Origin of the sequence: Kribbella antibiotica (assembly GCF_004349055.1) — a bacterium.
GTDB lineage: Bacteria > Actinomycetota > Actinomycetes > Propionibacteriales > Kribbellaceae > Kribbella > Kribbella antibiotica.
Window position 1 is genome coordinate 1 of sequence record NZ_SMKX01000097.1, and the last position, 20,231, is coordinate 20,231.

The following is a 20,231-nucleotide window of genomic DNA, read 5'->3' on the forward strand; positions in this document are numbered from 1 at the left end:
ACCCCAGACCTCCACGAACCCCACCCCGAACAAACCCTCCAAGACGTCCTCGAAACAGTCCTCAACAACCCCGGCGTAGAACTCTCCGCCCACGAAGTCATGCGCCAAGAACTCGACGACGCCACCCGCCTCGACCGCCTAGTCCCCATCCACGAACACCTCTGCCAACTGGACGCCCGCGCCCGCTACCGCTCAGCCTTCGCCCAAAGCGGCCTCGACACCGCCGACCAAGCAGCGCTGTTGGCCTCGCCGGCATACGGGGCTCTGATCGCCGAACTCCGTCGCGGCGACGCCCTCGGCATCGGTGTACCAGATCTGCTTCGCCGAGCTGTCGCTCAGTCATCGCTGTCAAATGCTCAGGATGTGGCCGCGGTGCTGCACGCCCGAGTCGAACGTCTCGTGTCTCGAACCCCATTCAGAAGGGGACAGCAGCCCCCGTTGATCGCAGGGCTCGTTTGGTCAGCTCATGGCATAGCTGACCCAACTCTGCTTGCACCCTTGAAGGAGCTCGAGACTCAGATCAGCCAAAGGGTCGACTGGCTAGCCGACAAGGCCGTCCACGATCGGCCCCGGTGGTACGACGCATTTACACGACTCGTCGAGGACCGCCCCGGCGCGATCCAGGCAAACCACCTGCGAGCCGTAGTCGCCTACCGCGAGCGTTACCGAATCACGTCTCCGACCGCGCTCGGCGACGCGCCAAGGCAGTCCTCTGTCACGCAGCGGGCCCACTATGCACGGCTGACTAGCAGCCTCGTCTCCTGGCGACCCGATCCCGACTCGTTCCCTCCGCAAGCCGAGCAGGTGCCATCCGCAGGAACACAACGTCAGGTTGAAAGCAGATGACCCGCCGAATGATGGCCTGGCCGGACAGCAACCGTCGCACACTCAGAACGGTCAGATCTGCCTCAGAGCCGCCGCCAACCAGACCGCCGGACCCGTACGACGCAACCGGCGAGAGAGGGTGGGCCTCGTTGCAGCTAGTTGCACGTCGAGCCACTGGAATCCTCGACGGAGAGCTACTAGCCTCGACGAGATGAGTGACGCGGTTCTGTTCGATGGCTGGTGTGGTGAGCCGATCGCCTGGTGCAGAGTCAGTGAGCCAGTCATCGGCCAGGAATGGACGGAAAGCGGTCGCGTAGCTGTGACCGAGCGGCTGACCCCCAAGAAGGCAGTCCAGACCTACGGTCGCATCACCGAGGTGATCGTCGGTCGCCAAGGCGGTTTTCAGTCGGTCACCTACGGGACGAAGAAGTTCGTCTGCCGTCTCGTCGATCCACGAGGAAGCGGACTGTACGACGACTCGATCGTGTTGGTGAACGATCCGATCAGGGACAACCACGAATGCCTAGCCTGCGGCGCAGCACCCGGTGCCCCTTGCCTGAACGACAAGGGGCACGATCGTGGTAATCACAGAAATCGGAGCGACGGCCGGACCCGGTGGGACATCGAGAAGGCGGAGAACGAAGCGCGAGCAGCGCGTGAGAAGGCCGAGGCCGCACAGCAATGGGAGCAGGACATGGCCACACCTCCCGAGCTGCGCGGCCCACTGGGGCTGAAACGCTGGAAGTGGTCGGATGATCCGCGCGTATTCGAGCGTGTGCAGGACGCCTCCGACTGGTTCACCGTCGAGCAGACCTATGCCAATCGAACCGTCCTTGTACCGGTCCAGATGACGAGAAGACCTTCCTGGCACGCAACGAGTACACCGGCGACTGGTCGATCGTCTGCGGACAGGCAACGTCCACACGCCTTCCCTGCCGGAACCAACTACCATGCCGCACCAGCCACAAGGCCGGACTCGCACTGCACGAAGGAAAACCGTGGCTCTGAGCATCACTGAACCCCTCCTAGGACAAGTCAGCGCGGAAACCGCCTCGAGCCTCCTACGCACCTTCTCCGTTCGCCTGAGTACCGAACTGGCCCTCCCTGGCCAGGAGCACTATCCACCGGGAGCTGTCGACTACAACGCCACGTTCAGTCTGACCTGGTACTCGTTCACAACCGACGATCCGTCGGACATTCACCTGCTCGAAGCCATCGCCGATCACGGCAAGGACGCCGACGACGGAATCGAGTTCACCGTCGGCCATGCGCACCTGGTCAAGGTTGATCTCGGCCAGCATGGACTCTTCGATGCCTTAGACGCACGAGACGCCGATCTGGAATACCTCGCCGCATTGCTCTTCACCGAACGCCCCAACGGCGAATACGAGATCGAATCCGAGCTCGAAGGCTTCAACAGCGATGCGCTCCTGGTCAACTCAGCCGAAGTCGATCCGCTCTGGCGCGGACACAAGCTAGGCCTGCTCGGCACCGGCACCGCCATCAAAGAAATCGGCCGAGGCTGCGGCCTGGTCGCCCTCGACGCGATGCAGCCAGGAACCCGCGGCGCGCCCGCCCGGAGGGCCTCACACCAACGGCTAACGAGCTACTGGTCGCAGCTCGGCTTCAAACCATGGCGTGAACGCGTGCTAATCCTCGACCTGGCCCTCCGAACGTTCGACGACCACCTCACTAACCTGGTGAGCAACGCAGGACTCCGCTGAGCGCTGCAGCCGCCGGGACTAAGCTGCACCGCAGCAGCGCTTGAACTTCAGAGCGGTCCCGGATTCACAGACGCAGAGCGCGTTTCTTCCTGGTTGGCGCAAGCGCAGGGGAGCCACCGTCGCAACAAGCTGACCTGATTCGGCAGCTCGGAACAGGCATGTCGGATCTTCCCATGTCATGGACGGCAGGTTGCGACCAAACATGACGAGGAGAGAACCCTGCTCGCTCGCCGTTCGATACCATTTCCGGTTGAACTGAAGGGGCAGGTCCAAGGCAAGATCTCCTATCCCGTCAAGGCGCAGCTGACTGCCAGAGAGCAGGGCTGCTGGAGCTTCGCGTCTCGGCTCGACTTCGAGTAGTGTCCGCTCCTGCCGGACATCGACGAATCCGAATTGCCGGAGAGCCGTCTGCATCAGGTCGACGATCTTGCCGTTGGCACCTATCCCCCAGCCCCCGTAGCAGTCGATCACTACGCCGGCGACGCTGCTAGGCGCGGGGCCAAGGAGGGCGCACTCTATCTCGAACCGCGTGTCCGACTCGGCGGCGAGCTGGCCTGTCCAGTTGACCATCGCACTCTGGCTGCACGTTGCGTGGGCGAGTCGTATAACCAAAGCCACTGACCGATCTTGGGGCGTCGCGGCGATCAACGCCGCATCACCGTCGCTTGCGATCGAAAGGCCGCACACGACGCACGGCTGGGAAGAGTCCTGAGCCCAGGGCAGGAAGGAATCAATGTCGATATCGAGCCTCTCCATAGCCGCTCGAACATCGGCACCGATTCGGATCGTTCGGCCACGCACGTTGTCCCCAGAACCGAGGTCGGCCTGGCCTGCGAGTTCTGCGTGCAGTGCGGCAAGTACCTCCGGGCGTGGCGAGACGTCCATTCGGGCCCGGATCGGCACCTCCTGCTCGGACTCTTCGGCGGTCTCGCAAATCTGAAGTTGCATCTTCACTGCAGATGCTGCTGCCAACCAATCCGCATGCGTCTCAGCCACCATCCGCGCATCGGCCGCGTGCTTCGAAGCACTCTCGAGGTGACCTCTATGCAGCTCCGTCCTAGCCAGGCTCATCTCGATCGTCACCCGATCTGCATCTTGAGCCGAGGACAGCATGAGCGCACGCGCTTCCATGAAGACCTTCATCGCGGCATCAAGCCTCCCGGCTTCAGCGAGGTATACGCCTTTGTTGTGCAGCAGGCCGGCGCGTATCCAGGGCATCGAACCCCGCTCGGCGAGATCAAGAATCTTGTCGCAGTCGGCGAGTGCCGTCTCGTGGCTCCCGAATTGCTTGGATCGCCAAACAGTGGTCCATCGGTTCGCTTGCAGAGTCGCGAGCACTCGAACATCGGCTCTTCGCACAGCAACCTCGATCGCTGCGTCGAAAGCAGCAATTCCCTCGCTCCAGTTGCCTTGACGAACACAGAGATTCGCCTTGGTCGCCATGCACTGAAGCTCTTCTCCCCCATCGGACCGTTCTCGCGCTAGCGTGAACGCCTCCTTCAGCGCTGCGTCAGCCTCTGCCCAGAGCTCTCGCCGTGAGTACAGGACGGCAAGCAATCGACACGCGCCCGCCTTAAGACCATCCCCAGGCGTTCCGCTGACAGCCTTCGCTATGGGCAGCAGCGCCTGCGCGGCCGCCCCGTACTGACCGCTCTGCAGCAACGCGTCTCCGAGAGCGACCTGTATCGCAACACGTATGTCAGAGTCGGTCTCGTGCCGGGTGAGCAGCCACGTACTACGGAGCAATGCCACTGCATCAGCCTGCCGCGCGGAACGCAGCAGCATGAGTCCGTGAGCATACTGAATCTGGGCCACAAGCTGTGTACTACCAGTGCCCTCGGCTAGACATCCGGCAGCTGTGAAGATTGCATCGGCATCAGGGCGACCGCTGTCAGCAGCAATCACTCCCAGCTCCGCGAGGCACTGAGCGGTTTCCGCCTCCAGCCCCAGTTCGACGGCCATCGAATAACTCCGATCGAGGTACTCCGCCGCCTCGAGGGGCTTGCCTTCTAGACGGCGATGCATCGCGAGCGCATGGAGTGTCTTCGTCTCTGCCACTCGATTCTCCATCCCGCGGAACAGGCCCAAGGCCTGTTCGAGACAGGAACCTGCGTCAAGCGCGCTCTCCTTCCTCAACCGCGCCGTGCCCAATTCAAGGAGAACCTGAGCCTCGATCTGCCGATCTCCTGAACGGCGTGCAGAGGCGAGCGCTGCCAGGCATTCTCGCTCCGAAAGCAGCCACCGGCCGGACTGCCTGTAGAGCCGGCTGAGCCCCAGTGCGAAGCCTAGATCCCCGTCGCCGAGGCCCGCCTTCTCCGCTAGCTGCCTCCCATTGACGAGATACCGTTCCGCCGTACGTAGGTCACCGACATTCAGATAGGTCAGCCCCAGGCGGTAGAGCGTTGAGGCGATCCTGCTGCTTTGCTTCGCCAGTCGCCATACGCTCAGGCTCATCTTGAGCAGCGGGATCCCATCGGCATACCTGCCTTGGCTGAGAAGAAGGTCTCCGAAAGCCTCGCGGGCGTCCTGCAACGCCACGACGTCACCGGATTGCAACGCCAACTCTTCGCATCGACTGAAATGGTCAGTCGCCGCCTCGAAGTCGCCCATCTGGCTCGCGGCAACGGCAAGGTGGTGCTCAGCTGCGGAAATCCACTCGGCGCGATCGGCCTGCTTCCCTGCCGCACTCAGGCACAACGAAGCCCGACGGAGATCCCGCCAGCACCCCCGCAGATAGAGCGTCGGATACAGCGCGGTCACCAGATCGATCACGCCATCCCAAACGCAACGTTTCGCGGCAAGCTCGACGATCGCTAGCGCAGCCTGCCGATCCTGGTCAATAACCACGACCGCGCGCTGCCCCAACTCAACGCTGTCCTGCGATTCATCCGACGGCGCCACCTTGTTGTGCGCCGACCGAATACGCACCGCGTACGCCTTCGATGCCTCGAGCAACGGCGAATGCGCGAACCGGGTTGCTTTTGCACGCGCGCGAGCGAACAGGTGCAGAAGATCGTGCAGCTGATAGACGCCGGCAGCGGGCTGCTCAACGAGGTGCTGCTCGAACAGCAGATCGAGCAGCACCTCAGTTCGATCGAGATCGTCTACTTGCACGGTGCCGAGCATCGCTGCAGCCACCGCTTCCAGGGGCAACGGAACCGGCGGCAAGTGCCCCAAGGCACTGATCAGAGTCGCCCCGTCCAAACCGAGACTCTGGTAGCTCTCCTCGATGACCCTGGTCACCGTCCGCTGACCGGCAACGAGATGGTCAAGAGCATCATCCGACGAGAGCCTGCTGATGTACTGCGCAGCATCGAGAGTCGGTCGGCTTGCCAACCTGGAGGCCGCTATACGCACCGCGAGCGGGTGCCCAGCACAAGCCTCAACCAGGTCCCATGCTTCGGACTCCGTCAGCCGGGGTGCAATCTCGCGAATCAACTCGGAACCCGATGCCCGCGACAGACGCTCGATCGCGATACCAAGGATTCCGCAGTCGGCCAGGCCACTCATCCGTGAGCGGCTTGTCATCACCAGACCGAAGTCACCCTCGATCTCGAGAAGTGGAAGTATCTCGACTTCGCTCCTCACATCATCGACCACGACCAATACCCGAGCCCTGGTCAGAAGTTCCCGCAAGGTACCGATCCGCACCTCAACCGGTACCACGTCCGACCGATCTCCAGTCATCAGGCCCAGTAGGTCTCCGACAAGATCCCGTGGACTCCCCGGTTCAACGCCTCGGAGGAAGATCTGGCCGCCGGGAAAGTGTTCCGCCACAGCCAGCGCGAGCTGCACCGCAAGCTCCGTCTTGCCGATCCCCGCAGCGCCCGAGAAGAGCACGGCTGCTCGCAGCTCAGTGGCCGAACTGGCGACGTCAGTCAACCGCGCAGCCGAAGTTGCCAGCTCAGCGTCGCGTCCCCTGAATCCGGTCGCCGTTCGAGGCAGTGTCCTAGGGAGCCTAGGGAGAGTTCCGCGTCGTGCCTCATGACGATCTTTCATCGAATGCAGGACCTCGGGCGTGTACCGTCCTGGGTCTTGATCGACGCGCTGGTGACACGGAGTGCACAGCAAGATGATGTTGCTCGGATTCGCTCGTTCCTCGGCGCTCAGCCCTGATTCACCCCGCGGCCCCTGAGAACTTGCTCCGATGATGTGAGCAAGGTGGCTTGTCAGAATGACATCATCACTCGGCGTCAAAGCCGCCAGCTCTGCTTGACAACCATCGAACGCACACTGGTTCCCACTCCGGGCGTACATCCATTTCCACACACGACTCGGCAATGAAACTCGACGGATCATCTCAACCTCCCAGGTCAAAATGACCCTAGGTGATGCCTCCGACACTTTCTGTTCAGTGCTGAGCGAGACCGATCCATCGTCCGATGCAAAGCCGACCGACGCCGACGGCGGATGTTTCATCGCGAGCCGCCATGGGCGACATCCGCCAACGACCGTGGTCCAGCGAGCTCGACGAGTTCCAGCAAGGCGCCTGCGATCAGGCCGGCTAAGTCGATACTCGGTCGCAAGCTCTGCCGCTTCCTCCACTATCACCCTGACTCGGCCGGTCATCATCAAGCTGATCCGAGTCTTGCGCAATCCGAGTCGCCGGCCGCCTGTACCTGAGTCAGACCAGCACTCCGGCGCGATGCACCTGCGGCGGCTATCCAAATGACTGCTCAACGGACCGCCAGATCCAAGTTTGTGGTCCGGTCGCTCTGAATCCGTTGATCACGTCCTCTGTTCTGGACGGTGGTTGATCCGCGAGCAGCCGAGCACGGAGGTCCAGTCTCGAAGCCGGCGGACAGCCAGCGTCAGGTCGCGATGGAAGGCGACGGGATCTGTGGGAGCAGAGTCGTCCTGATAGCAGTGCTCCCATACCGTGCGCAGGGCGGAGAGTTCTTCAACGCATGCGCCATGTTCGGGCCAGCAGGGCGGAATGACTTTGTGATCGAGGTTGTAGCGAGTGGTTGCCCAGGTCACCCATTCCTTCAGGCGGTCTAGTTCCTCAGCGATGGTGATGGGGTCGAGGTCTCGCCAGCAGACGACGTACGGATCGGTGATGGCGGGTAGGGGGAAGTCGTCGTCGTTCATGGGATTTCGGTATGGCTGGCGATGCTGAGACGGATCGAGTCTGCGTCGGCCCGATCGGTCCACGGGGTCATGTTCAAGAGAATGGGCGGGGCAGTTCGGGCCAGGAGGACGCCGGTGCCGAAGGGCAGGGTGCGGATGACGTCGGGCGGGAGGATGGGGAGGCGTCGGGTGCTGGTGGTTGTGGTGCGGGCGCCGTTGGGGTCGCGGCTCCAGTTGCGGATTTCTTCGTCGCGTTCGCCACAGACGGCGCGAGTGATACTCAGGCTCCGTATCAATCTCGACCGATTTCACGTCGAAGAGGTCATGCAAGAAATCCTCACAACGGCGGATCTCCTGTGGCGTAAGAGAAGTTGTCTCGAGCCAGACCTCAGCATCACCGAACTGGTAGTAGTCAGGCGCCAGCTTGTCGATCGCATCGTGATCGAGTTCTCCGCGGGCGATCAGAGACGTCGGCCTGCCAACAAGCTCATCGCATCCTTTCGATGCGCTTGCGGAGCAGGTCGTACTTCTCAACAAGGCGATCCCGATGCTCGTACAGGACAGTCAGCGGGTCGTCCTCGCGATGAAGAATTCGCCTGATGGCCCGCAGCGGCAACGCCGCATCCCGGAGAAGGCGGATCAGCTTCGCAGTACTTCCCTGTGCGCTCAGGTACCGGCGATATCTGGTACTTGGATCGACCGAGGCCGGTGGGAGCAGACCGTCGTCGCCGTACCGGCGGATCGCGTCCATTGAGAGACCGGAGATCTTGGCGAGCTGTCCGATCGTCATGAAGTCATCGAGTTGCACAGATGAAACTGTGCAACCTGGCACTGCGCCAAGGTCAAGTCGAAACTCGCTGAGGCCAACCGCCACCCGCTCAGCGTCGCTCCTGGTCTACGGGAACGGGCCTTCCAGGGTGACCGTCTACCGGTTAGGGTGGTGATCGGTAGCCCACGCGCCACACTCTGAGCTCGGTGCCCATGTCACCCGGCGACGATGACAAGGAACTCCGTTTCACGTGGGATTGCACGGCAAATCGCAAACTGGTTGACCCTCGTGACACCGTCGGCCGGGTGGCGACGTGGGAGCGATCCGCCGCAGAAAACTTGTCATGAGCAACAAGCGTCAACGAGAAATCCGTGCCTACCAGCAGCTGTCCGGTCTGAACTACACCGGCGCCGCCCGCGAGCTCGACCGCTGCGCCGACCCTCGCCCCGCAAATGTTGGTGTTGAAGCGAGCGCACTCCTGCACCTCATCGAGCCGACGCTGCAGGCACCAGCTTCCGCGATCAGGTCGGCTGAAGACGGCCGTGCCCTTTACCTGTCGGCGAATGAGCTACGTTCCATCGCCGGCGCGGCCGTCATCGGCTCAATTCACTGGAACGAGTACGCCTCGGCGATTCGCGTGTCAGAGTGGATCCTCAACCTCGGCTATCCGAGCGTCGGCCTGACCACAGCTGCCACCGTCAAGCTCGTCGACACCATACGAGCCGTACGACGAGAGACCTGCCAACTCGGCCACAGCAGGGTCACCCCGTGCTCTCCCGCCCCGCAGCGCGCAATAGTCAATCTCGGCGGCCAACAACATCAGGGCTGCTTCCAGCACATTGCGGAGTCGATTCTTCAGCAACAGCACAGCGAAAGCCCTACCTACTTCACGCTCGACTCACCTACCCCAGTTGCTGAGATGGTCGATCAGTTGACCGCTAGCGGGTCCATCACGCTTCCCGAGGACATCTATCTCGACCTCGACTGGGGCGAGGCGCTGTCGACGCTCCCCGGCCTTGAACTCGAGTACGACCTAGCCCAGCACACACCAGAGTGCGCCGAAGCCGCCATAGCCGAGGTCTACGCCCTCGGTCATGACAATCCGGACGGCATTGGCCAGGTCGCCGCACAAGTGCTCGAGGACTCCCCCGATACCTGCATATGTCCGATCTCCGTCGATAGCTGAATCGGAGCGCCGCTGACGGCTGTCCTGACGCTGGGTTCGTCAGGACAGCCATCATGCCGCTGCATGCCTCATACGAAGGTGGAACCCGACCGGTCCGGATGATCCTTCGGCGCGGACACTCCAGCGAGGAACGCCGCATAGAGTGACGCCACGGTCTGGAGGGTCGGCAGATCGACCGCAACATGGAACGCCGCAGGATCTTCGGCATCAATCGAGATCATCCCAAACAACGCATCGCCCATCGCCACCGGCACGGCCATGAACGACCGATACTTCTTGCAGAGATTCCAGCCGGCCGGCGTCGCCTTGCCTTTGACGTACCTCCAGGTGCGTGGCTCACGCGCGTCCAACGCCTTGAATGTCTCCGTCCCACGACCGCCGTCGTCCTCGTAGACCACAGCCATCGGCTTGCGATGCCCACGCCCGGAGTGGTCCTTGAACACCAAGCGCCGCTTCTGCTTGTCACCTTCGAGCAGGTACAAACACACTCGGACGCCCTCGTCCCAACCACCATGCAGATTGGCCAAGCCGGCCAACGTGGCCGTCTGCGCTCCCCCAGCCAATCTCTGTCGCAGCAGAGTCTCACCGGGGTCCAACTGGGCCAACGACCCCAAGAAGTAGCTCAGCGGAGCAATGACGCCATTGACCGTCTGTATCCGGTAAGCGACTGCTGCCTCCTCTCGCCTACCGGCCCGCTTCGCCTGCTCGGACGACTCCCAGGCCATGAACGCTGGAACGGCGACGATCAACGCGGCACACAGCATGCCCAGATTGCGGATGATCGTCTTCCGATCACCGGAGAAGATCCACCACCCGGTCTGACCAGGCAGCGTCTCGCCGTAGTCGACCTGCAATGCCCAGGCGCCAAGCCCCGCCGCGGCCACCACGGACCACAGCGCCAGCCTCCACCACGACAGGCGGCAGTACCAGGGCCGCACGTCGAGCACATCCGACCTGCGACGCCCGTTGAATTCGAGCATGCACAACTCCCCACGCCTGTGAAGTTAGCTGTCGGGTTCAGGCTGAGAGTCAAGGCCCGGTCCGCTCCCGCGAACTTCACCCCAAGGGCCACGACCACTCACGGTCGAAGCCCCAACCTCCTGGGTCCCCCACCCCTGCCGTAGTCCTTCGAGAGGAGTTCCTGTGTCCGGCAGGGCTCGGCGTCGACACACAAACAGTCCAGTTAGCGACTGGACTGACGCGACTGTAGCAGAGCGAAACCGGATCGGCTCGTATCGTCACAACCGACGCCCCTCATCGGCGTTTCGCCTTGCATATAAGGCCTCCCAGGGCATAACTGATACGTTAACCACGCTCGAAGCGGGGCAACAAGATCGGGTCGGCCCGGATTGAAACGATTCGACCGACGCCGGACGGCAGGCACGCCTCGGAGCGATCAATTCGGTGATAGCCGAATTCCCACGCCACTCCGGCCTGCGCGCAGATTCGATCATCACGAGCCCTCGGCGAGCGCGGAATCGTCACCGGTAAGGACCAAATCCCAGGTTCACTCGGTAACACTGCGTTACGAGTCAGGTCTCGTTCTGATAAAGTCCCCGATGGTCCGGCAGCAGGCCGGCACCGCGGTCGCATCCAGGCGGTCCGGCAGGGGTCAGTTGACGCACGGTACGTGGGGCCGCGCTGATAACTCTTGCGCTGGATCCCCACAGATGGCGGGAGTTACACATGCCCATACGCGCTACCCACGGAAAGCACCGCAACCAGTGGATACTCGGCGGCCTTGTCGGTGCACTTGCGGCATCAGCTCTCGCCAACGCCGCCCGCGCACAACGCTTCAAACGCGATGATCGTGAGCTTCGGACCGCCTTCCACAGCACGATGCTTGGATTGGCTCGGCCGCTCAACGGCCACATCTCAGACCTTGCCGAACTGGCGGGCGATGGGACAACGCCCACAGAGGCCCTGACACAAGCCACGACAGCCGCACTCGGTGCACTGTGCAACTACTTTGGTGGCGCTGCAAAAAACGTCCGTGCCTGCTTCTGGGAGATCGCCGAGGCGCCGCCAAGTCGCCACCTCAGACTCGTCCAGGCCTACGGCGCGGGAGTGCCGGATGTCGGCGAGACCTCAGATGAGACCAGACAGTACATCTTGTCTGCGCTCAACCAGGGGCGAACTGTCACACGGCCCGCGGGGCGAGAGCCCGGCCTTGTCGCCACACCTGTTGTCACGAGGTCGAATTCGTACGGGGTGATCTCGCTGCATGGTGCAGACCCCGAAACATTCAGACGCCAACACGGCGCCCAGAACATCCAACTGGCGGCCGAGCAGTACGCGGCAATCGTCAGCGTCTACCGGCTAGCCGTTCCCCGAGACCACGCAAGCCGATAAGGCGTAGGAACTTCACTTTTCTCTCGAGTGCGCGGAGCCGATCACGCTCGCGCACATCGGCAGCCGCAGCCGCTTCACTCTCGGCCCGAACCCGTGCGAAGTATCCGTCAGGGTCTCGCGCCGCCTCGGCGGCTCGTTCGGGTCCGGTCATATCCCCTAGCGGCTCCACAACATTCCCCTCAGCAATTGCTCGTGCCAAGACCCTGGCACGAGCCAAGCCCGAACAACAGGCGCCCGACCGCACAGTGTCCCTACCGTGATGATCTTCAATCACCTTCACCCTTTACATAGATCTAACGTAACCCTCAACGGCCGAGTCCGCACCCGGGTCACACGGAACCCCCGCGAACAGTGAGGGGCGGGCCAGCTGAGGACGAGTCTTTCCACCAATCGCCGCCGTTGGGAAGGCCAGTCCACGGGGCATCCAAGGGCTTCCCTTCGCCCCGGTACGGCGCCACCTGCGACCCGGCGGCGCAAGAACCTCTCTGCTCATGCGTTGAGGCCGGTTGTTGGTCAGCCGGCAGGACGTCAGCGCGTGGCATTGACGAAGGATCTATGAACGACGGCCGTGAAACAGGCCGACGGGGGTGTGCAGCGGGAACGGACCGAGAAGCGGTTCCGGCCGAGGACCGCATCAAGCCTCTTGGCACGAAGGCCATCTCACCTGTGATCGGCGTCAGCTCATGGTTTTACTCACAGGAATCAGCGCCAAAGGGCGGCCAAATGTCGGCGTCTAATGCTCACTGTCCGGCACCGAGTCACGAGTACGCCGACCGGGCTGACCAAGCCTCTGACCTGGCGATCTGCCTCGATCCGGTAGGCTGAGCCGCAGCCGGGTTGGGTGCCACCTCGATCCCGGGGTGGCGGTGTTCTCGCGACCGGCTAAATGCCTCCAGGCGCCGCCTTGCGCCTCGCACAAACAAGGCGCTGCAAGCCCCGTCGTGGCCTGACCTGAGACCCTGAACTCCATCCACGGTCCCGCTGCGGATGCTGACTTTAGGTCTTCGCGGGGAGGGTCAGGCGGAAGAGGGCACCGCCGGTGGGGTTGTCGTGGGCGGTGAGGGTGCCGCGATGGTGGGTGGCGATTTCGCGGGCTATGGCCAGGCCCAGGCCGGCGCCGCCTTCGTCGCGGGTGCGGGCGTCGTCCAGGCGGACGAAGCGTTCGAAGACTCGGTCGCGCTCGGTTTCGGCGATACCGGGCCCGTCGTCGGCGACCTCCAGGATCGCTTTATCTCGTTCGAGCCGTATCGAGGTCCGAACGATGGATCTTGCGTGGCGGCGGGCGTTGGTCTGGAGGTTTTCGATCACGCGCGTCAGTTGGCCGGCCGAGCCCTCCACCCAGACCTCGCCTTGCTCACCGATCAGTTCGGCAAGGTTGACCGGCTCGCCGGCCGGGATCGAATGGTCGGCGTCAAGTCTGGCGAGAAGCAGCAGGTCGGCTGCGAGTGACTGCAGGCGGACGGTGTCGGCAACTATGCCTTCAAGGTCGAGGAGTTGGGGGTGTTCTACGGCGATCTCGAGTTGAGTGCGGAGGGAGGCGATCGGATTGCGGAGTTCATGAGAGGCGTCTGCTACGAACCGGCGTTGGCGGTCGACTGCCACAGCGACCGGGCGGAGGGCTCGGTGGGCAACGAGCCAGGTCAGCACTCCGACCAACAGCAGCAGAATCGGCAATCCGCCGATCATTCCCAGCCGTACCGTCCGGACCGTACTCCGCTCGGTCTCCAGCGATGTCGCGACGAAGATCACGACCGGCTTCCCTGATACCTCGCTCGTCACCGTCGCAGCCCATCGGTACTGCGGGTCCGAGGCCTTCTCGACCGGAGCGGGCGGCGCTGTCTTCGGGACCGGGACCGGGACCGGGTCCGAGAAGGCCGGCGGCGCGGAAGCCGCAGTCTTCTTGACCGGAGCGGGGTCCGACACATTCATCGTGTCGAGATTCTTGCTGGCAGCAACTAGCTTGCCAGTGGGGTCCTCGATCTTCACGGGCACACCGCGATTCGTTACCCGTTGCGGATCCGTACCTGCCTTCAGCTCCGCCGAGGCCCGGGCAGCCACTGCCGCCGCCTGCGCGTCCGCCTTGTCCGCAAGGTCCTTTTCCAGCAGATGCAGGAGCGCGAAGCCAGTTGCCACCAAGGCGATGGCGACCACCAGGGTCGCGCCGAGCGCGGCGCGGATCGGCACCCCGGTGAAGAACCTACCCATGATCCACCAGCCGGTACCCCGCGCCCCGCACGGTCTCGATCGTCGCCGCGCCGAGTTTGCGGCGCAGCGTGCTGATGTAAACCTCGATGATGTTCGGATCGCCTTCGTACGCCAGGTCCCAGACGTGAGTGAGGATGTCGGTCTTGGACACCACGTCTCCCGGTCGAATGGCGAGTTGTTCGAGCACCGAGAACTCCTTCGTGGTCAGCACGATTGCGGCGCCGGATCGGGTCACCCTACGGGCGCCACGATCCACGGTCAGCTCGCCAACCCGTAGCACGGGCGAAGTGCTTCGCCCGTGGCGCCGCAGGAGCGCACGGATGCGGGCGCGCAGTACGACGTACGAGAACGGCTTGGTCAGGTAGTCATCGGCGCCCGCATCCAGCCCCTCGGCCTCGTCGTACACGCCGTCCTTGGCGGTCAGCATCAGCACCGGTACGTCGTTGGCGGCCCCGCGCAGCGCGGCCACGAACTTGTACCCGTTGACGCCGGGCAGATTCACATCGAGCAGGATCAGGTCGTACTGACTGGTCGTGGCCATGTGCAACCCTTCGGTACCGTCATAACGGACGTCGACGGCGAAACCCTCCAGCGTCAGCCCACGGGCAAGCGCGTCGGCAAGGCGTCTCTCGTCCTCCACGATCAGCAAGCGCATGCGACCGAGTATGGCCGACGGAGCCTGAAGAAATCTTCAGTCTTCAGGTTGGCTTCAGGATCCATCCGCCACTGTTGCCCTCGTTCAATCGAACTGATCACGAGGAGAACACCGATGAATCGCAAGTTCTTGCTCAGTAGCGTCGCAGCCGTGATGTTGCTCGCCGCATCTACAACCGTGGCCTTCGCTGCGAGCGGCGGACCGGACCCCGTCAAGGTCCAGGACCCGACCCCGATCAAGGTCTCGCACCCCGTCAAGGTCCAGAACCCGGTCAAGGTCAAGGACCCGGTCAAGGTCTCGCACCCCGTCAAGGTCCAGGACCCGACCCCGATCAAGGCGCCGTGAGCTGATAGCCGTCCCGTTTCGGCAGCTCGGTAGCGAGCGGGCCTAGTGCGGACTGGTGAGGGCTGCTGAGAGGCAGCCCTCACCAGGTCTGACTGCGACTACACCTGATCGCGGCCGTTCACGGGATCCCGATCGCCTAATCGAAGGAAAGGACTCATCGTGGTAACCACCCCCCGATCGAGGCGCCCCGGCGTAGCCGCTGTGGCCTCGATCGCAGCCCTGGGAATCGGCCTGACCGGACTGACCCAGGTGTCCGCAGTTCAGCCCGCGGCAGTTGGCACAACAGCTGACTCCGCCGCGGCGAAGGTGCTGGCCAAGGCGCCGCACTCCGGCCAGCGGGTCACCCTGATCACCGGGGACCGGGTGACCGTCTCGGATCAGGGCGTCTCCGTCGAGCCCGGACAGGGCCGTCAGGGCATCGCCTTCAGCACATTCAAACTCAAGGATCACCTGTACGTCGTACCGTCCGACGCGCGCGGCCGGATCGCGAGCGGCCTGCTGGATCGCCGACTGTTCGACGTGACCGGCCTGATCGCGGCGAAGTACGACGACAAGTCGACCACGTCGATCCCGGTCATCGTCACCTACGCAGGCAAGGCGCAGAAGCGGGCGGCGACGCCAGGCGCGACGGTGACCCGCCAGTTTCCCACCGTGAACGGTGCGGCGCTGAAGATCGACAAGGCCGAGGCGGGCAGCTTCGTGGCCCGTCTGGGGACCGCGCGGTCGGCCACCGGCATCAAGAAGATCTGGCTGGACGGCAAGCGGCAACTCTCGCTGGACAAGTCGGTGGCGCAGATCGGCGCGCCGACGGCCTGGCAGGCAGGCTTCACCGGCAAGGGCGTGACAGTCGCGGTCCTCGACGGCGGCATCGACGCCTCGCACCCGGATCTGGCGGCTCAGGTCATCGGTGCCAAGAACTTCACCGGTGGTCCGCCCGGTGAGTCCGACCCGCACGGTACGCACGTCGCCTCCACGATCGCCGGTACGGGGGCTGCCTCGGCCGGCAAGTACAAGGGCGTCGCGCCGGACGCGAAGCTGTACGACGCCAGGGTCTGCGCCGAAGACTGCCCGGATTCGGCCATCCTGGCCGGGATGGAGTGGGCCGCGACCGAGGTGAAGGCCAAGGTCATCAACATGAGCCTCGGCGCCACGGACACCCCCGGGATCGACCCGCTCGAAGAAGCAGTCAACCGGCTGACCGCCAGTACCGGCGCACTGTTCGTGATTGCCGCGGGCAACTCAGGTCCCCGCGCCGGCACCGTCGGTTCTCCCGGCAGCGCGGATGCTGCTCTGACGGTCGGCGCCGTGAACCACGAGGACAAGCTGGCTTCCTTCTCCAGTCGTGGTCCGGGGGTCGATGACGGCGCGGTCAAGCCCGATGTCACCGCCCCCGGCGTGAACATCATGGCCGCCAAGGCGGGCGGTTCGACGGGTGACTACTACCAGCCGATGTCCGGTACGTCGATGGCCTCGCCGCACACCGCGGGCGCGGCTGCGCTGCTGGCCCAGCAACACCCGAGCTGGAAGGCTGCCGAGCTCAAAGGCGCGCTGATGGCATCCGCGAAGCCGGCCGCCGATCAGACCGCGTTTCAGCAGGGCTCCGGCCGGATCGACTCGGCCAACGCCCTCAAGCAGTCCGTGATCGCGGGCAATCTCTCGTTCGGTACGGCGTCGTATCCGCACCACGACGACGAGCCCGTGACCAGGACGCTGACGTATCGCAACCTGGGCGACCAGGCCGTCACCCTGAGCCTGGCCGCGACCCTGAACGCTCCGGACGGCAAGCCGGCGCCGGCCGGTTCGTTGCAGCTCAGCGCGACCACGGTCACCGTGCCGGCCGGCGGTACGGCGTCGGTACAGGCGATCTCGAGCACCAGGCACGACGGGCCTGACGGTATCTACTCAGGCCGGCTGACCGCGACCGCCGGGGACGTCTCGGTCACCTCGGCGATCGGCGTCGACAAAGAGGCGGAGAGCTACGACCTGACTCTCAAGGCGATCGGCCTGGACGGGAAACCGGCCGCTCTGGCTACCGTTCTGTTCGGTCTGGACGACCTCTCGGCGAACTTCATCGGCGACGCGACCTCCACCGAGGCGAAGCTCCGGCTGCGCAAGGCCGGCTACCTGGTGGACAACCTGCACTTCGTGCCGGACGCGGCTGCCCCGGAGAAGGGCTCGTACTACTCGTTGGTCCAGCCTGATCTGAAGCTCGATAAGGACACCACGGTGGTCTTCGACGCCCGGCTGGCCAAGCCGCTCAAGGTCAAGGTGCCCAACGCCGGCGCTGCTCTCACCGCGGCCGGCATCGGCTACAAACGCTCCGCGGCCAGGGGGATCACCCTCGAGTCGGGGACCCAGGTACCCGACTTCAACAGCATCTCCAGCGCGCAGCTCGGCCCGGATCTTCCGGCGGGGATGATGGAGAGCAGCATCTCGTCGCAGTGGGCGCAACCGGGAGCCGACGGCAAGTTCAGGAACTCGCCCTACGTCTACGCACAGATGAACACGTTCCCGGGCAAGTATCCGACCGGGTTCCAGCGGGCGGTGAAGGCCGAAGACCTGGCCGTGGTGGAGCAGACGATGAACGTCGTCAGCGACCGGCAACTCCAGACCGTCCTGTTCGGCCGGTCGAACAAGGCCCTCGCCGCGGCGCGCCCCCTACGCTTCGATCAGCCCGCCGCGGTGAAGCTGCTGGTTGAGGCCGGTCCGGTCACCTGGAGCACCCAGGTGAACGAGATAGTCGCCACTGCGGATCCGGACGAGCTGTACCCGAACCTCGTCAGCCAGCTCGACTCGCCGTTCCGGGCCTACCAGGCGGGCCGGACCTACCGCGAGCGGCGCGAGGCCGCGGCGTTCACAGCGGCGCCGGGTCTCGTGGTCCGTGACCGGGCGGTACTGGCACTGTTCCTGAACAACCTGATGGATGCCGATGGCAACAAGGGCGGCAGCCTGACCGACACCGCCTCGACCCGGCTGCTGAGTGGCGGCAAGGTGATCGCGGAGTCCGACCAGTTCGGCGGCATCGTGGCCAAGGGGCTGCCGGCGGCGAAGGCGACGTACACGCTGCAGGCCACCCAGACTCGGCCGTCGTACTCGGCGCTGAGCACCAGGACCGACCTGAGCTGGACGTTCACGTCGGCGGCGACCGCCGAGCAGACGCCGCTGCCGATGATCGGAGTGCGTTACCAGCCGAAGGTCGACCGGAACAACGTCGCCGCGCGGACGCCGGTGACGGTGCTGCCGATCGCCTTCGAGGTGCAGACGGGCGCGACTCTGCCTGGCATCAAGAAGCTGGAAATCCAGGTCTCCGGTGACGACGGCAAGACGTGGAAGAAGGCGGCGGTCGCAGCGCGCGGCCGGACGGCGTACCAGGCCGTCTTCGCCACGCCGAAGGGTGCGAAGACCATGTCGCTGAAGGCTCGGGTGGTCGATGCCGCGGGGAACATCACCGAGCTGACCACGATCGGTGCCTATCCGCTGCGCTGACGCACCGGGACCGGGCGAGCGCGTTGCTGCCACGCGGCAACGCGCTCCATCCCGCTGGAGCTTGCGACCGCAGGTTTCGTCAGTCAGTCCCACAGGGTTTCGGGACTTCGGATGGCCCTCCGGTAGAACGCCGATTAGCTTCGGTCGGCGTCAGGTGCGTTCCTTCCACCCTTAAGGAGTCAGGATGAAGCTTCCATCTCGTATCACCGCTACTTCGGCCGCGCTGGTCGTGGCCCTGTCCGGATTGACGATCGCCCAAGCCCAAGCCCAAGCCGAGGTCAACGGTCCGCTCACGACCTCGACGTACGAAGCGGAACGAGCAGGTCTGGAGAACGGGGCGCAGGTCAACAACAACCATCGGGGCTACACGGGCACCGGTTTCGTCGACAACTATGTCCAGATCGGGACGAAGACGAAGTTCACGGTGACTGTGCCGACGGCCGGCGCCTACAAGTCCACCCTGCGCTACTCGGCCGGCCCCCACGCGTCGGCGACGAGGTCGCTGAGCATCTACATCAACGGCGTTCGTGAACGGTCCACCTCGTTGCCCCAGACCGCGAGCTGGGACACGTGGACGACAAAGACGGACGTTCTCCAGTTGGTCGCCGGGACGAACACCATCGCCTACCGGTACGACGTGTTTGACGTGGGCTGGATCAACCTGGACAACCTGACCATCGCCAAGGCCTGACACCGGCCGGCGGGCACCGCCCGCCGGCCGAAGTACTCCTTGTCAGGGTTGGTCGAGCAGGTATCGCTGGCAGCGGCCGTTCCAGTATCGCCAGGTGATCAGCTGGGCGTCTTTGTCGGGGCTGCATCCCGCGATGTCCAGCGTGTTGCCGCTGGTTTCCCGGGTGATCGACCAACGGCCGTCGTGCCGGTTCGATCCGCCAGCGCTGACAAGGGCTGCCTGGCCTTGCCGAGATGGCTCTAACTGCACCCGCCCGCGGCACGACCAGGGTCTGCAGTACGCCGCTCAGTTCGTCACCGAGCGACTACGCCGGCTGGAGCGCGGTCTCGTTCGGCGCCGAGACGTACGGCACTTCGTACAGTTCGCCCTCGGAGACGTCCGGACGCTTGGTGTGCATGGTGAATGTCAACAGCTCCCAGGTGCGCGGGTCGATAGCCCAAGTCATTGAGTGCAGGTCAGCTTCGTCCAGACGCTTGTCCACCGTCTCGCGGGTAGCGGTCGCAGTTTCGGCGGGATCAATGTCTGCTGGGACTGGCGTGACTACTCGCACCGCATGAGTCACCGGGGCGCCGAAACCTGCTCCGCGGTGGTAACCGCCGGTGATCCAGATTTGCGCAGCGGGGCGTCCGTACTTCCCGACGACGCCGGTGAAACCGCCGCTGGCGCCGTCCCACAGAAATGCGCCGGCCGCGGCCGGGTCCGTCCAGACGTAGAAAGGCGCGTACTGGTTCAGCGGAGACCCGTTGACGCCCTGCTCGCGCAGCAGGAACGCCTTGAAGCCGAGGCCTGGCAGGTTGTCGAACCGCGCGCCGATCGCCGGGATCCGGTCGCGCAACGTGCTGACATCGTAGTCGGAAGGCAAGGGCAGCTGGTACTGCATCACGATCATGATGGGAGCGTACATACTAGTAGGTACAGGACGC

At 64.1% G+C, this 20,231-nt stretch carries 15 protein-coding genes and 1 riboswitch; of the genes, 8 read left to right on the forward strand and 7 right to left on the reverse strand.

Annotated features, from left to right (window positions below; genetic code table 11):
• The 3 genes from E1263_RS42880 to E1263_RS27515 all read left to right on the forward strand — a co-directional run.
• Positions 1 to 846: NEPRO family protein (locus E1263_RS42880; protein ID WP_475009300.1), on the forward strand; the 846-nt coding region annotated here is incomplete at its 5' end.
• A gap of 298 nt (positions 847 to 1,144) precedes the next feature.
• On the forward strand, positions 1,145 to 1,843 hold the full coding sequence (locus E1263_RS27510; RefSeq protein ID WP_132172464.1) for a zinc finger domain-containing protein: 699 nt from the start codon (positions 1,145 to 1,147) through the stop codon (positions 1,841 to 1,843).
• Positions 1,824 to 2,549, forward strand: coding sequence for a hypothetical protein (locus E1263_RS27515; protein ID WP_132172466.1), 726 nt, complete (start codon positions 1,824 to 1,826; stop codon positions 2,547 to 2,549). The genes E1263_RS27510 and E1263_RS27515 overlap by 20 nt, the downstream gene beginning before the upstream one ends.
• Positions 2,550 to 2,567: 18 nt before the next feature.
• On the opposite strand, the gene E1263_RS27520 is transcribed toward E1263_RS27515, so the two are convergent.
• Positions 2,568 to 6,431: a tetratricopeptide repeat protein gene (locus tag E1263_RS27520; protein ID WP_165956766.1), complete on the reverse strand. Its 3,864-nt coding sequence runs from the start codon at positions 6,429 to 6,431 to the stop codon at positions 2,568 to 2,570.
• Positions 6,432 to 6,931: 500 nt separating this feature from the next.
• Here E1263_RS27520 and E1263_RS44110 point away from each other — a divergent pair, with 500 nt between their 5' ends.
• The gene (locus E1263_RS44110) at positions 6,932 to 7,057 is read left to right on the forward strand and encodes a hypothetical protein (RefSeq protein ID WP_272949699.1); all 126 of its coding nucleotides are present in this window, start codon (positions 6,932 to 6,934) and stop codon (positions 7,055 to 7,057) included.
• A gap of 220 nt (positions 7,058 to 7,277) precedes the next feature.
• Here the strand turns inward: E1263_RS44110 and E1263_RS27525 are convergent, their stop codons facing one another.
• Together E1263_RS27525 and E1263_RS27530 are read right to left on the reverse strand one after the other, a co-directional pair.
• Complete coding sequence (locus E1263_RS27525) at positions 7,278 to 7,640, reverse strand: hypothetical protein (RefSeq protein ID WP_132172470.1); 363 nt, start codon at positions 7,638 to 7,640, stop codon at positions 7,278 to 7,280.
• Between the two features lie 466 nt (positions 7,641 to 8,106).
• Positions 8,107 to 8,427: a MerR family transcriptional regulator gene (locus tag E1263_RS27530; protein WP_132172472.1), complete on the reverse strand. Its 321-nt coding sequence runs from the start codon at positions 8,425 to 8,427 to the stop codon at positions 8,107 to 8,109.
• 304 nt (positions 8,428 to 8,731) lie between these two features.
• Here E1263_RS27530 and E1263_RS27535 point away from each other — a divergent pair, with 304 nt between their 5' ends.
• A complete protein-coding gene (locus E1263_RS27535) occupies positions 8,732 to 9,574 on the forward strand; it encodes a hypothetical protein (RefSeq protein WP_132172474.1) in 843 nt (280 codons plus the stop codon).
• Between the two features lie 68 nt (positions 9,575 to 9,642).
• On the opposite strand, the gene E1263_RS27540 is transcribed toward E1263_RS27535, so the two are convergent.
• From E1263_RS27540 to E1263_RS27550, 3 genes are all read right to left on the reverse strand, one after another.
• On the reverse strand, positions 9,643 to 10,554 hold the full coding sequence (locus E1263_RS27540; RefSeq protein WP_132172476.1) for a hypothetical protein: 912 nt from the start codon (positions 10,552 to 10,554) through the stop codon (positions 9,643 to 9,645).
• A 12-nt stretch (positions 10,555 to 10,566) separates the two neighbouring features.
• Positions 10,567 to 10,737, reverse strand: a riboswitch (cyclic di-AMP (ydaO/yuaA leader).
• Between the two features lie 2,185 nt (positions 10,738 to 12,922).
• Positions 12,923 to 14,131, reverse strand: coding sequence for an ATP-binding protein (locus tag E1263_RS27545; protein ID WP_132172478.1), 1,209 nt, complete (start codon positions 14,129 to 14,131; stop codon positions 12,923 to 12,925).
• Positions 14,124 to 14,786 (reverse strand): response regulator transcription factor, encoded by a 663-nt coding sequence (locus E1263_RS27550; RefSeq protein ID WP_132172480.1) that lies wholly within the window; start codon positions 14,784 to 14,786, stop codon positions 14,124 to 14,126. The genes E1263_RS27545 and E1263_RS27550 overlap by 8 nt, the downstream gene beginning before the upstream one ends.
• A 114-nt stretch (positions 14,787 to 14,900) precedes the next feature.
• Here E1263_RS27550 and E1263_RS27555 point away from each other — a divergent pair, with 114 nt between their 5' ends.
• The 3 genes from E1263_RS27555 to E1263_RS27565 all read left to right on the forward strand — a co-directional run bounded on the left by E1263_RS27555 (position 14,901) and on the right by E1263_RS27565 (position 19,308).
• Positions 14,901 to 15,131 carry a hypothetical protein gene (locus E1263_RS27555; protein ID WP_132172482.1) on the forward strand — a complete coding sequence of 77 codons (231 nt, stop codon included), beginning with the start codon at positions 14,901 to 14,903 and terminating at the stop codon, positions 15,129 to 15,131.
• Between the two features lie 159 nt (positions 15,132 to 15,290).
• Positions 15,291 to 18,617, forward strand: a complete 3,327-nt coding sequence (locus E1263_RS27560; RefSeq protein WP_132172484.1) for a S8 family serine peptidase — start codon at positions 15,291 to 15,293, stop codon at positions 18,615 to 18,617.
• A 184-nt stretch (positions 18,618 to 18,801) separates the two neighbouring features.
• Positions 18,802 to 19,308 (forward strand): CBM35 domain-containing protein, encoded by a 507-nt coding sequence (locus E1263_RS27565; protein WP_132172486.1) that lies wholly within the window; start codon positions 18,802 to 18,804, stop codon positions 19,306 to 19,308.
• Between the two features lie 304 nt (positions 19,309 to 19,612).
• On the opposite strand, the gene E1263_RS27570 is transcribed toward E1263_RS27565, so the two are convergent.
• Entirely contained in the window at positions 19,613 to 20,197 is a 585-nt protein-coding gene (locus tag E1263_RS27570) for a DUF4865 family protein (RefSeq protein WP_165956767.1), read from the reverse strand.
• Positions 20,198 to 20,231: the final 34 nt, after the last annotated feature.